Genomic DNA, 13,395 nt, shown 5'->3' with positions numbered 1-13,395 from the left:
ATTAAGCTGCATTTTTCACTCTGCTTTTCATCATTCGATCTGTAATGAATTCAGTAACAATACCTCGTAATAAAATTACAATAATACCAACAATCATAAATCGCATTGCTAAAGGACCAAGCGAAAGTCCTAGTTCGGTAATTCCTGCAGCCACACCCATCCAAACAAATAATTCAGCTGGATTTGCATGTGGAAATAATCCTGTTATTGGATGTACAAAGGAAACTGCTGAATCGTAAAACGCTGGTTTTTGCTTTTCTGGCAAGAACCGCCCAAAAGTATAGCACATCGGATTTGTTAAGAAGAAAACCGCCAAGAACGGGAAAATAGTATAACGAAGAACAAAGTATTTTGTACATTTTTGAGCAAATCTATTAACTCTTTCTTCTCCAATAAATCTTACTAGAGCATTGACGGCTGTAATTAATACGACTAGCATAGGAATAATTCCAGTAACTAGTCCCATAAATGTTTCTCCGCCTTCTTGGAACATACCTATAAATCCTTCCGCAATCGAAATTAAGAAATCCATGCTTCATTCCCCTTCCTTTTGTTTATTTCTTTTTCAATCATTTGTACCGCACCGACCAGAGCATTTCTTTCCATATTGGTCAAATATTCAGAATCCTTACTTTGCAATAAGCTCTTTCCAATAAGTTCTTTTTTATCTCTGAATCTAGCAAATACAGTAATTCCCTTCATTATCTTTGCTTCAACTATTTCTAGCTGTTCATCGCAAACTAATAAAACCAATGCTCCTGTTCCTAATCTTTTTTTGTAATATCCCGTTCCTAAATAACCAGACTTTCTTTTTGTAAACTCTTTAATTTGGGATTGATATTGTTTTACTTGGAGTTGCGTTAAAAGAAACTGTAATCCCCAGATTAAAGCAAAAATTATAATAAATTTACCCCACATAACATCCCTCTTTACATAAGTAACTTGTTGGTACATTTGTTAAAACAATAATAAAGCGCTTTCAAAAAGTTGTCAATACTTATTCTTGTAATCTATTTAATTAGTGTAAGTGCTCTTGCTGTTATATCATCTAAAACAATGGTTGATAAGTAGTTATGACGTAATGCTACATCCAATCCTTCTACCTTGTGAATGCCATTAACAACTGCTAGTACCTCTGGTATATCTCTTAATTCACTTAAGTTTATTCCAATTGTTCTATCATTTAACGAATGATTCACCGCAATTCCATCATCATTATAGAAGGTCGAATTAATGTCGCCAATAGCCCCGTATTCCACTAAGCTTGCTTGCTCCTCTTCTGTAACATAACCCAACTCGTTCATTGTCGCATTGTAGCTTGGACTTCCTATTCCAACAATAGCCATGTCAACTGATTTTCCTTTATTCAGTACATCGCTTATGTCTTTTGATTTAATAATTTGATTTCTTAAATCAACACTTTCTACGATCGCTGGGGCATACAGGTAAGAGGAAGAAGTATTCAATTTTTGGGCCATTTGCATTGTAAGATGATTTGAATGGTAATAGACATGATTTTGTCCCATCCCTCCAATCAATGGTGTAACATGGATATGACTTTTCTCATGAAAATCAATTGCTTCTATAACGGAATGTACGGACTTTCCCCAAGATATTCCCAGGGATTTAATCTGATCTAGTTTTTTCGTAATATAATCAGCAGCTGCTTTACCTAGCTTGCGCATCACCATTTCTGGCCCATCTCCAGCTGAAGACACCACAATAACTTCCTTTAATCCGTATTTATTCTCTATCAATCTTTCTAATGTGACAGTATGAATAGTTTCATCCTTAATATAAATCTCAACTATCTTTTCCTCCCTAGCTTGCTTCAAAAACTTCGATATTATCGGCCTCGACTTATTTACCTTCTTCGCTATTTCGCTTTGAGTCCAACCTTCCAAATAGTAAAGTTTAGCAACTTTTAATAAAAGTCGTCTTTCATGAATGTCCATTCTCGTTCACCTGCTTTCATATGTTTGGATACAAAACATAATATCATATAATCAAATAATTGGAACTCCTTTCAAATAAACCTCTCTCTATTTTACAGCTTACAATATTACTAAAGACATACATGTAAGCCCTTCCTTGACTATGAATCATACTAAAGTTATAATTCAATTAAAATTACCAATTGTTCACTTGATGAACATATGTAAAACACCTTCGTAAAGGAGAATCTTCTGATGAAACAATCCTCATCTTTTTCAATTTTAGAACGAGAACAAACTATTAGCTGTTTAAGAGAAGAAGTTTTTGATGTAATTGTGATTGGAGGTGGAATTACAGGGAGCGGGATAGCTTTGGATGCAATTAGTCGTGGACTAAAGGTTGCTATGGTAGATAGAAAGGACTTCGCATCTGGAACTAGTAGTCGATCAGGCAAGTTGATACATGGTGGATTAAAATATCTACAAAACTATGACTTTTCTGTTGTTAAGGAGACAGGCTCTGAAAGAGAAATAGTATATAATAATGCGCTTCATCTAGTCTACCCAATAAAAATGAATTTTCCATTAATCAAAAAGGAATCCTATAATCTTTTTACCTTAAAGGTAGGACTAACACTTTATGATCGACTAGCAGGTGTTAAAAAAGACGAACGTCATAAAATATACGGTAAAAAGAAAACGTTACAAAATGAACCACTTTTTAATGAGAATACCGTCAAAGGAAGTGGTGTTTATGTTGAGTATAGAACGGATGACAGCCGTCTTACAATGGAAGTGGCCAAAACAGCATCCGCAAAAGGAGCAGTTATCATTAATTACGCCGAGATGACTGAATTTTTAAAGAGTGAAGAAGGCAAGCTATCTGGCATTCTAGTGAAAGATCATATTAATGGGACAACTTTTTCTATTTATGGAAAACATATTGTTAATGCTGCAGGTCCATGGGTAGATATTGTCCGAAAAAAGGACCGGCCAATTTCTGGTAAGTATATGATTTTAGCAAAAGGGATTCACATCGTTTTTGACCGAGAAGCCTTACCTGTTCAATCCTCTATTTATTTTCAGCATAAAGGAAGAATGATAGCAGTTATTCCTGTTGGGAATCGTACTTATGTAGGATCAACTGAATCTTTATATGAAGAAGATATGGATGATATTCAAGTTAATTTGTCAGAAGTAAATTATTTATTAGGGTGCTTAAAGGACATGTTTCCTAGCATTCAGCTAAGTGTTGATGATATTCTTTCAAGTTGGGCTGGGATACGACCTTTAATTGGTGAGAATGGTAAGTCTCCTGCAGAGTTATCTAGACATGACGAAATCTTTGAATCAGATTCTGGACTTATAACAATTGCAGGTGGGAAGTTAACAGGTTATCGAAAAATGGCTGAACGTGTTATGCAATACATTCAGAAAAAAAACAATCAAGCACAAACTCCATCCAAAACGGACCAACTTAAGCTAACTGGTTCCCATTTTTACTCGGAAAGGGATCTACTAAATTACGTTGACACTTTAAGTCGACAATATCAGAATCTTGGATTGACAGACGAAGAGATTAATCGTTACGTATTCCGGTATGGCTCCAACACAGAAATACTACTAGCTACGATTAGCAGTTTTCAACATATAACTGATAAAGAACAACGTAATATAGTGGGAGAATTAACTTATACGGTAAATCATGAAATGGTGAGTTCATTATCCGACTTTTATGATCGAAGAACGAGCTACTTATTGTTCGATTTGGAAAAAGTAAAACGAACCCTTGATGTCGTAACTACTGAGTTGGCAACAATTTTAAATTGGACAGAGGAAAAAACATTAGAGGAAAAACGTTTTATGCAGTATTTGATAAATAAAGCATTGTCATTTAAAGAGGGAGTAACTAAAAGGGATTAGGGGGTAATATCATGAATGTGGTTGCTCTTACTGGGAAAGAACAGTTAATACTTCAGGAAAGAGAAATACCAGCTATTTCTCATCATGAGATTTTGCTGAAGGTTCATGCGATTGGAGTATGTGGATCTGATCTACGAATCTATCAAAACGGGGACAATCGAGTTGACTTTCCTAGGGTAATTGGCCATGAAATTGCTGGAGAAATCGTTGCCCTTGGAAAGTATGTTAACCATTTTTCCATTGGAGACCGTGTCACTTTAGGTGCCCATATACCTTGTGGTGAATGCTTATTCTGCCAAAAAAACGAAGGGCATCTTTGCATTAAAGGAGAATCGATTGGATATCAAATCGACGGTGGCTTTGCTGAATATGTTGTTCTACCGAGGAATTTTATTGAATATGGCTCCATTCAAAAAATAGCAGATACAACATCTTATGAAATAGCGAGTCTATCCGAACCATTTTCCTGTGTATTAAGTGGATTAAAGGAAGTAGAGATACGTGATGGTGATACGGTAGTAGTTTATGGTGCTGGGGCAATCGGCTGTATGTATATTGCAGCAGCCAAGAAATTAGGCGCCAAAAAGGTTATCGCCGTTCAACGTTCAAAGCCAAGGCAAAAGATGGCGACAGAAGCAGGGGCTGATTTTGTTATTGATCCATTAGAAAGTAATACAGTTAACAAAGTTCTAGAGATGACAAATGGGTATGGTGCAGAAGTTGTTATAATTACTGCCCCCGCACCATCCGTTCAGCAAGAATCACTAGAAATTGCTAAAAAAACTGGAAGAATACTATTCTTTGCTGGTATGAAACAAATAAAAGAGATCTCATTAAATACGAATCATATTATTTATAAGCAATTAAAGGTAGTCGGAACACATGGTGCTCCTAGAGAATCCCATATGGAGGCTGTTAAATGGATTGACGATGGGGTAATTGACTTTCACTTTTTTGTAACACATTCTTTTCCTTTACATCATACAGAGGAAGCCTTCCAAACAGCCCTTCGAAAAGACGGACTAAAATGTATCATTAACCCTTTTAAATAATGTAAAAGACTCTCAGCTTTTTTAACTGAGAGTCTATCTTTATCTTAATGACTGATTCTGGAGTAACTCTTGAGCTGTACGGTCGTCTGTAATAAGAACATCTAAATAACCGCCATTTAGAGCTGCTTCAATACTTTCCAATTTATATGATCCTTCCACAATACCGACAACTTCAGGTATCTTTTTAATTTCATCTAAGTTTAAGCCGATGACCCGTTGATTCAAAGGATGATCGAGTTCATTTCCAACTGCATCATAGAAACGAGAACTAATATCTCCCACTGCTCCCGCCTTCCTTAAAGAGGTTAGATCATTATCATTCAAATACCCGATTTTCTCCATCGTTGCTTCTTTAAATGGGTTACCAATGCCGACAACGGCCAATTCTACATTTTGGGCTAATTCAAGAACATTTGCAATATCTTTGGTATTAACGAGTCGATCCTTTAAATCAATTGATTCTACCAGTGCTGGTGCATATAAATAGGAACAACTCGTATTCATTTTTTGTGCCAGATTAAAGGCCAGTTGATTGGAATGAATATGAACATACTCACTCCCCATCCCGCCAACTATAGGAACAATATGCACATCCTTTTTATGCTCATATGGAAATTCTTCCACAAATGATAACAATGTCGATCCCCATGATATTCCTAGGCTTTTAACATCCTTTGTACGCTTTGCTATGTAGGACGCAGCAGATTTCCCCAGTTGTCTCTTTGCCATTTCTGGAGCAAATCCAGCCGTAGAAACTACAATAACCTCTTTTAAATTAAACTTTTCAATTAATTTTTGTTCTAATTCTACTGTGTGATAGGTCTCATCTTTAATATAAATCTCAACGATACCTTCTTTTTTCGCGTTATTTAAAAGCTTAGAAATTACAGGGCGAGAAACATTATATTTTGTTGCAATCTCTGCCTGTGTCCATCCCTCAAAGTAATAAAGCATGGCGACTTTAACCATTAAACGCCGTTCTTCCCAACTTAACATAAAATCTTCCTTTACCGTATACTTATACCACGTATATTTACCTATTAAAATCATAAGTTTATAACTAACAAGTGTCAAGAAGGACCACAAGTCAAAGAACTAATAGATAATGATTATTTTAAGTCTAAAACATTTCGTGTATTATATACTCGCTAAATTGTTGAATAAGAAACAAAACAGTATTCCTATTTTGAATATCCTTGTCCTATTTCCTATGTTGTTTACTGTTCACGATGTAATTATGGATAGATGTTATTACCGAAATTGGAATGGAAGGTGTTGTACAATTTACGATTGAGGAAAAGTTCATCATCCATATCTTCTAGACTATTTAAATAAGTACCTCATATCAATGTATATCTGCTCTTGGTGATGGTATACAGTTTTTGTGGTTACTGTTCATGATTATTGAATGGCTATAGAGTAATACCAAAAAAATAATGAAGTGGATCTACGAGCAAAACCTTGCTGTAGATCCACTTGCTCTTTTAACAATTAAATTATCGAATAAGGCATATCAGTTGCAGCCCTTTTAATAAGTTACAATTTAATCAATCTTTTTCCCAAAAAAATCAATGATTGCATCTGCAATTCTTTCTGAAGCATGTCCATCACCATAAGGATTAGAAGCATTTGCCATTTTCTCATAAGCTTCATCATTAGAAAGTAGTTCATTTGCTAGATTAAAAATTGTATCTTCTTCGGTTCCAGCTAATTTTAATGTCCCTGCTTCAATACCCTCTGGTCGTTCTGTTGTATCACGTAGTACTAATACCGGAACTCCTAGAGACGGTGCCTCTTCTTGAACTCCACCTGAATCAGTTAAAATTAAATGCGCTCTTGAAGCAAAGTTATGGAAATCCACCACTCCTAAAGGTTCGATTAATTTAATTCGTTCGTCGTTACCTAGGATTTCGTTTGCTGTCTCCTGAACAACTGGATTTAAGTGAACCGGATAAATAACTTGAATGTCATCATGCTTTTCTACTAGCCGCTTAATCGCTCTAAACATTTGCTTCATATTACTTCCTAAGTTCTCTCTTCTATGAGCTGTCATAAGAACTAATCGCTTATCTCCAAGCGCATCTAGAATTGGGTTAGAATAGGAATCACTAATTGTCGTCTTAAGTGCATCAATAGCCGTATTTCCTGTCACATAGATTCGGTCTTCTGGCTTGTTTTCATTAAGTAGATTTTGTTTAGATTTTTCAGTAGGAGAAAAATGCAAGTCTGCCATTATCCCTGTAAGTTGGCGATTCATTTCTTCTGGATAAGGGGAATACTTATTCCAAGTTCGTAGACCAGCCTCAACATGTCCAATTGCAATTTGATTATAGAAAGCTGCAAGTGACGCGACAAATGTAGTCGTCGTATCACCATGAACCAGCACAATATCCGGATTTGTCTTCTTCATTACTTCATCTAAGCCTTCTAAAGCTCTTGTCGTAATTTGTGCTAAGGACTGCTGTTTTTTCATTATATTTAGATCAAAATCTGGCGTTACTTTAAAAATCTCTAATACTTGGTCAAGCATTTCACGGTGCTGTGCAGTAACTGTGACAATAGATTCAAACTCATCCGGTCGCTTCTGCAGCTCTAATACAAGTGGAGCCATCTTTATAGCTTCAGGTCGTGTACCAAAGATTGTCATTACTTTTATAGGTTTTTTCATATATGCTTCCTCCTATATATCTGATTTATATCTTCTTTTTTCTGTATTAATCTCTTACTTATTAATCTCAAAGGTTTCCATTATTCGACATTATATCATATATCATACCATTTATTTTAAGAAAAATGTTGCTTTATATTGTATTGACAATAATCCTTCACACGAAATGGATTTATTGAGTTGGATTTTTAGGATAATAAACAAGAAATATTGAAATAAAAAAAGGCCATAATAACAAGTACAATAAAGATTAAAAGGAGAAATTGGATGCTCTTTAAAAATAAAACACATAGAAATTATTCTAAGAAAAAAATCATTTTCTTATTTATTTCATCTCTTCTCCTATTCTTTCTTATCAGTGTAAGTGTATATGCCATATATTTATACGATAAAGTACAGGACACTTTAAACAGCTCCTATGAAGAAGTACAAAGAGACAATAAACGTTCCTCCTTACGGGATAATGTAGTAAATCCAATAAAAGATAATGTCTCCATATTACTAATCGGAGTAGATGATAGTAAGGATCGTAATTATAAGGAGCATAGTCGCTCAGATGCGTTAATTTTAGGAACCTTTAACAGAAAGGACAACAGTATAAATTTATTAAGTATCCCCAGAGATTCTCATGTATATGTACCAGAGCTTGGCTACCATACCAAAATAAATCATGCCCACTTTTACGGAGGGCCAAAAGCTACAATTGAAGCAGTCGAGAATTTCATGAATGTTCCCGTTGATTATTATGTGCGATTCAATTTTGAAGCTTTTATTGAAATTATTGATTCATTAGGTGGTATTTATTTTGACGTGCCATTTGAGTTGTATGAACCAGATTCACATGACAATAAAAATGCCATTCATCTAATGCCAGGGTATCAAAAAATAAATGGAGAACAAGCATTAGCACTTGTTCGATCGAGAAAATATGATAATGATATAGAACGTAGTAAACGGCAGCAAGAAATGATAAGAACTATTTTCAAAGAGGCTACATCGACTTCCTCCATTTTCAAATTAGGGGACATAATCAGAGCAGTTGGTAGCAATATGAAAACTAATTTATCCTTCGCAGAGATAAAGTCGTTTGCATCTTATGGGTTAAGCAAAGCTCCCTCACTAACCTCTTTACATCTAAAAGGTTTTGGCGGATACTTGGACGATGGCCTATGGTATTACCAAGTTGATGAAAGGAGTAGGGAAGCAATAGAAAAAGAGCTTCTTTCTCACTTAGGAATAACGAACTAGTGAAGAGTTTATTTTTTACTAGTTCGTTATTACACGACTCTAATCCGTACAACTACTTATTTAGTAGCTTTTCTTAAAAAAAATCTTAGATATTCTTCATTCAAATACCACTAAAATACCTAAAGTTTGTAATGATTTTATTATAGTAAACATGCCTTTTATGTGATATGCTAATTGTTGATTGTACGTTTATGAATTTAATCATATACTAGTTATATAGATTCATTGAATAAAAGGAGACAACCGTATGGGACGAATAGAACATAGAACTGAAAGGAAAAAGGTCAAACGGAAAAAACGACTTCGTACTTCCTTCGTTATTATTGTTATTATATTTCTTGGTATTATAGGTATTGGGGGCTATGTGGCATTACAAACCTTCCAAGCTGCAAGTAATTCTTATAATGACCTAGGTAGAGAAAAGTCAGATAAGCGAGATCAAGTTGTTTCTATAAGTAAAGACCCAGTTTCAATTCTCATAATGGGTGTTGAGGATTATTCTTCCGGTGGCCAAAATGGTCGAACAGATACATTGATGGTTGCAACCTTTAACCCGAAAGATGAAAAATTAAAATTATTAAGTATTCCTCGTGATACATTAGTTGATATAGTTGGTAAGGACAAACAGGATAAAATTAATCATGCTCATGTTTTTGGCGGAAAAGAAATGACTATTGATACTGTCGAGAACTTTCTAGATATACCAATAGACTATTATGCAGCAGTTAACTTTGAATCTTTTAAGAACATTGTTGATATCTTAGGTGGTATAACTGTAGATGTACCATTTGACTTTCAACAAAATAGTGATGACCGCGTTGCTGAAAAACTACAATTCTATGAAGGTCAAATGGAGCTAGATGGTAGATACGCTCTAGCTTATGCACGTATGCGAAAACAGGACCCTCTTGGAGACATCGGAAGAAATGAACGTCAACAACAAGTTGTAGAAGCAATTATTAAGAAAGCATTATCTGTTGGAACAATAACCAAAATTGATGATTTAGCCGAAGAATTCGGTAACAATGTAGAGACGAATATGAAAGTAAGTGAAGGATTGTCTTTCTTCACTAATTACTCTAAATTTAGATCAAGTAATATCGATAAATTAGTATTAAAAACCGATTCTCAGACGATTAATGGTGTTAGTTATCAGATTGCGGATGAAGAATCTCTTGCTGAAGTTCAGGCTGAATTGAAGAAGCATTTGGAATTGAAAAATAGCAAAGTAACAGTTAAAAAAGAAAACGAATATTAATAATAATTTGACTGTAAATAAAAACTAAGGAAAAAATAAAATATCATCCTTCAGGCTGCTATCCTTCTAAAATTATTGGGAATTGCAGCCTAAATTTTTCGAGATTTGTTCAACGTTATAAAGCTTCATACATTTATCCACACTATATAGATAATGGACTTATGACTCAAAAGTAAATAATATTATTCCATAATATTTGAAAAATTGTCTAGATAAATAGACGAGTATATTTATTTTTAAAATTATAATTGATATCAAAAATGACTAACGGCAATAGCCCTATGTTATAGAGTTATTGCCACTTAGTCATTTTTTATTTTATCTCCGTTTACTTGAAAGAGTACAGGTCACGATGAAAGTGTTTTTTCTTCTATTTGTAAACAGGTATATCAAACCTTAAATTATAATTACCGCTAGAATAATATCTTTCATAGTAATAAACTTGCTTTCTTGCCCAGCCTACATCAGTGGCATATTGATGTGTAGGATTCCCAGTTACTAAAGCTGTAGGGTTCCAGCGCATTGCATATAATGTGTTTTGTCCTGAATAGATGTAATTCTGCTTGGCAAATTGAGCTCCACCAATTATTGCTGCTTCAACCGTGAACCAGCCCTCTTTATAGGCTCTCTGTGCACCGCACTCGACAGCACAACCGTCATTGGCCCCAATTCCAAAGAAATTGTAAACAGTCCTATTATTTACTTTTACACCTTTGGCTAAAGTTGAGTTGCCATTTCCCGACTCTAATAGTGCGTGAGAAACTAAGTAAAGTTCATTAATCCCAGCTGTTTGTGCTGCTCGCTCAAATATTTTCCCAGTACCATTTAAAGTTCCCTTACCAGCTAATAAAGCATCTAATTCTGAAGCTGGAACTCCTGTATAATACCGTAAATCAAGAAATTGATATTTTTGAGTGGGGTCATTTACAAAGTTATTAGGATTCATATTATAAAGAACCTCTTCATAATTTGCATCTACCCAATTTCCTAAAGAATTTGGTAGGGAATCTCGACTGATTTTCCACCACTTAGCACCTTGACTGTCTCTAGCTTCTTCTAATAATCGTACATTTATATCTTTAGTAGTTAGATAAGCAGTTTGATAATTCGTACCCGGACCAGTTCTAATTCTCCACCCGCTACTGACTACCCCACTGTCGATACCGTTAGTACTCTTAAACGCATCCCATCTCACATATAAATCTCCATTGAGATAAACATCTGTTTGAGGTTTAGCTTTCATTTGCTTAGTCGCCGCATCAGTAAGTGAAATGTTTATATTAGTATATGTTATTCCATATGGTTTAACATCTGACTTTCTTATAAACCCTACTCTATCTAGAAATAAAATTCTCCACCAATTTCCATAATCAGATACTACCGGATAAATTGTGTTGGCTTCCAATTCACCAAAAGGAACTATCGTCCCTGAAGAATTATCATATATAGTCACAACACCACTAGTAACAATTTTATCTCTAGAGTTTTTGAGATTGGTATTTAGATTGTTGATTTCATTTTTGGTTGCATATCCACTTTTAGATTTTTCAATATAACCAAAAGATTCACCAAATCTCACTCTCCACCAATTTCCATAGTCACTGTAGATTCGGTATGATTGATTTGCCTTTATTTCCCCAACCTTCACTAATGATCCTGTTTTATTATCATAGATTGGTAGATTTTCAAGGGCTCGAAAATAAGAATCATTACTCTTTACTTCTACTTTTACCTCACTTTTCTTAATGTATCCCACACGATTTGCGTATACAATGGTCCACCAATTACCGTAGTCTGAAACCATAGGAAATGTTGTACCCTTTTCTATTTTTCCAAAAGGGAGTAATGATCCAGATGAGTTGTCATATACAGTCACTGTTTCTAGAGCTAGGAAATCTCTAAATTTATCATAAGACATTTTTATATTCTTAATTTCGGTACCAGTTGCAAATGAAGTTTCTGACTTTTTTACATAACCATAGAAATTACCAAAATCAATTCTATGCCAGTTTCCATAATCACTAACTCGAGGGTATACTTGGCCACTTATTAATTGACCTACAGGTGTTAAAGTCCCATTACGATTATCATAAACAATAGAATTTCCTTCTGCCTTAAAGTACTTATCACTATTTACAAATTGTATATCTACTTCACTTTTTCGTACATAGCCTACTCTATCAGAGTAGATTATGCGCCACCACATACCGTAGTCAGATACGATTGGATAATTCTCACCCATATAAATCTGTCCAAAAGGAACTAAACTACCCGAAGAATTATCGTATACAATTACATTCTGTAAAGTCTTAAATGTCCGTTCTTGATTTTTAAAGCTATTATTCTCATTTCTCAAACTTTTACCATTATCAGGTATAGTAGAATTCTTTTGAACATAGCCATATATATCTCCGAATTGAATTCTATGCCAATTACCATAATCACTTACTCTTGGATATATTTGATTCCTTTCAAGAGTCCCGACAGCTTTAAGTGTTCCTCCAACTCTATTATCATAAACAACTACATTATCTTCTGTAACTTTAAAATAGTCAGATTTGACTCCTTCCCAGGGGTCTGCAATGGTGTCTTGAGCAGTATTAGATAATTTAAATTCTTGATCAGTTTCTGTGGTGCTAGTAGATTCTTTTTTGTCTGGCAACGAACCAGTTTGAAATGATTTCTCATCTTGTTTTTCAATAGACTGAGAGGGACCCTCCGAGACATTTGATTCATCTGAATCATTACCGGATTCTTCCAATTCCTGATTTTTTTCAGGGACTTTTTCACTTATTGGTTCTTCAATATAAAATTTCACATTACCTAAGAGAATAAACGGATAACCATTTTCATCTACAGTAACTGGATAATCTATTTCCAGATTAAAAATTAACTGTGGATTTTCAAATGGCTCAATTGAATACCCCAAGGTATCCTTTCTTAATACTTTAATTGATGTCTCCTCTTCTAAATATTTACTATAAATTGGTATATCTTCACTTTTTTCTATTAATCTCACAAATTCGTTCGGAATATCTATGCTGTAATCGGCAAACTGGATTGTGATAGATTCACTTTTTCTCTCACCGTATATGTAGGTTCCTTCCGAAATTCTAATTCCATTGTCTAATAATAGTTCCTGGGTGACTAGAAACAAGTTTATTGTTTCGTTATCTGGAACATCAAAATTACCTTCGTCTGCATATACAGACAGTGGAGTTGCTAATTGAGACACGATTAAAAACAATGCTAGTAATCCAATTATAGTTTTTCTTAAATTCATAACTCTCCTCCTTCCCCTACTCAACTTTA

10 protein-coding genes are annotated in these 13,395 nt (G+C 34.6%); 4 read left to right on the top strand and 6 right to left on the bottom strand.

Annotated elements, in window-relative coordinates; all coding sequences use genetic code 11:
- Window position 1 precedes the first annotated feature (1 nt).
- The 3 genes from srlA to KI338_RS07725 all read right to left on the bottom strand — a co-directional run bounded on the left by srlA (window position 2) and on the right by KI338_RS07725 (window position 1,955).
- On the bottom strand, window positions 2–532 hold the full coding sequence (srlA, locus tag KI338_RS07735; RefSeq protein WP_212920428.1) for a PTS glucitol/sorbitol transporter subunit IIC: 531 nt from the start codon (window positions 530–532) through the stop codon (window positions 2–4).
- Window positions 520–918: a transcriptional regulator GutM gene (locus tag KI338_RS07730; protein ID WP_212920427.1), complete on the bottom strand. Its 399-nt coding sequence runs from the start codon at window positions 916–918 to the stop codon at window positions 520–522. The genes srlA and KI338_RS07730 overlap by 13 nt, the downstream gene beginning before the upstream one ends.
- A 92-nt stretch (window positions 919–1,010) precedes the next feature.
- Complete coding sequence (locus KI338_RS07725) at window positions 1,011–1,955, bottom strand: sugar-binding transcriptional regulator (protein WP_212920426.1); 945 nt, start codon at window positions 1,953–1,955, stop codon at window positions 1,011–1,013.
- A 234-nt stretch (window positions 1,956–2,189) separates the two neighbouring features.
- Between KI338_RS07725 and KI338_RS07720 the strand changes: the two genes are divergently transcribed.
- On the top strand, window positions 2,190–3,857 hold the full coding sequence (locus KI338_RS07720) for a glycerol-3-phosphate dehydrogenase/oxidase (protein ID WP_212920425.1): 1,668 nt from the start codon (window positions 2,190–2,192) through the stop codon (window positions 3,855–3,857).
- An 11-nt stretch (window positions 3,858–3,868) separates the two neighbouring features.
- The gene (locus KI338_RS07715) at window positions 3,869–4,909 is read left to right on the top strand and encodes an alcohol dehydrogenase catalytic domain-containing protein (RefSeq protein ID WP_212920424.1); all 1,041 of its coding nucleotides are present in this window, start codon (window positions 3,869–3,871) and stop codon (window positions 4,907–4,909) included.
- A gap of 39 nt (window positions 4,910–4,948) precedes the next feature.
- Here the strand turns inward: KI338_RS07715 and KI338_RS07710 are convergent, their stop codons facing one another.
- Together KI338_RS07710 and wecB are read right to left on the bottom strand one after the other, a co-directional pair.
- A complete protein-coding gene (locus KI338_RS07710; protein ID WP_212920423.1) occupies window positions 4,949–5,905 on the bottom strand; it encodes a sugar-binding transcriptional regulator in 957 nt (318 codons plus the stop codon).
- 547 nt (window positions 5,906–6,452) lie between these two features.
- Window positions 6,453–7,577, bottom strand: a complete 1,125-nt coding sequence (wecB, locus tag KI338_RS07705; protein ID WP_212920422.1) for a non-hydrolyzing UDP-N-acetylglucosamine 2-epimerase — start codon at window positions 7,575–7,577, stop codon at window positions 6,453–6,455.
- Window positions 7,578–7,844: 267 nt separating this feature from the next.
- Here wecB and KI338_RS07700 point away from each other — a divergent pair, with 267 nt between their 5' ends.
- Both KI338_RS07700 and KI338_RS07695 read left to right on the top strand, forming a co-directional pair.
- Window positions 7,845–8,825, top strand: coding sequence for an LCP family protein (locus tag KI338_RS07700; RefSeq protein ID WP_212920421.1), 981 nt, complete (start codon window positions 7,845–7,847; stop codon window positions 8,823–8,825).
- A 247-nt stretch (window positions 8,826–9,072) separates the two neighbouring features.
- A complete protein-coding gene (locus KI338_RS07695) occupies window positions 9,073–10,083 on the top strand; it encodes an LCP family protein (RefSeq protein WP_212920420.1) in 1,011 nt (336 codons plus the stop codon).
- Between the two features lie 370 nt (window positions 10,084–10,453).
- Here the strand turns inward: KI338_RS07695 and KI338_RS07690 are convergent, their stop codons facing one another.
- Window positions 10,454–13,366 carry a glucosaminidase domain-containing protein gene (locus KI338_RS07690; RefSeq protein WP_212920419.1) on the bottom strand — a complete coding sequence of 971 codons (2,913 nt, stop codon included), beginning with the start codon at window positions 13,364–13,366 and terminating at the stop codon, window positions 10,454–10,456.
- Between the last annotated feature and the right edge of the window lie 29 nt (window positions 13,367–13,395).

This window comes from Ornithinibacillus bavariensis (assembly GCF_018333235.1).
In the GTDB taxonomy this organism is placed as follows: domain Bacteria; phylum Bacillota; class Bacilli; order Bacillales; family Amphibacillaceae; genus Ornithinibacillus; species Ornithinibacillus bavariensis.
Note: the sequence above shows the minus strand (reverse complement) of the source record. Positions and strands in the feature narration are given on the sequence as shown.

Coding starts and splice junctions, on each gene's coding strand:
- KI338_RS07720 (WP_212920425.1), top strand. CDS start 2,190: ATGAAACAATCCTCATCTTTTTCAATTTTAGAACGAGAACAAACTATT.
- KI338_RS07710 (WP_212920423.1), bottom strand. CDS start 5,905: ATGTTAAGTTGGGAAGAACGGCGTTTAATGGTTAAAGTCGCCATGCTT.
- wecB (WP_212920422.1), bottom strand. CDS start 7,577: ATGAAAAAACCTATAAAAGTAATGACAATCTTTGGTACACGACCTGAA.
- KI338_RS07715 (WP_212920424.1), top strand. CDS start 3,869: ATGAATGTGGTTGCTCTTACTGGGAAAGAACAGTTAATACTTCAGGAA.
- KI338_RS07730 (WP_212920427.1), bottom strand. CDS start 918: ATGTGGGGTAAATTTATTATAATTTTTGCTTTAATCTGGGGATTACAG.
- KI338_RS07725 (WP_212920426.1), bottom strand. CDS start 1,955: ATGGACATTCATGAAAGACGACTTTTATTAAAAGTTGCTAAACTTTAC.
- KI338_RS07700 (WP_212920421.1), top strand. CDS start 7,845: ATGCTCTTTAAAAATAAAACACATAGAAATTATTCTAAGAAAAAAATC.
- srlA (WP_212920428.1), bottom strand. CDS start 532: ATGGATTTCTTAATTTCGATTGCGGAAGGATTTATAGGTATGTTCCAA.
- KI338_RS07690 (WP_212920419.1), bottom strand. CDS start 13,366: ATGAATTTAAGAAAAACTATAATTGGATTACTAGCATTGTTTTTAATC.
- KI338_RS07695 (WP_212920420.1), top strand. CDS start 9,073: ATGGGACGAATAGAACATAGAACTGAAAGGAAAAAGGTCAAACGGAAA.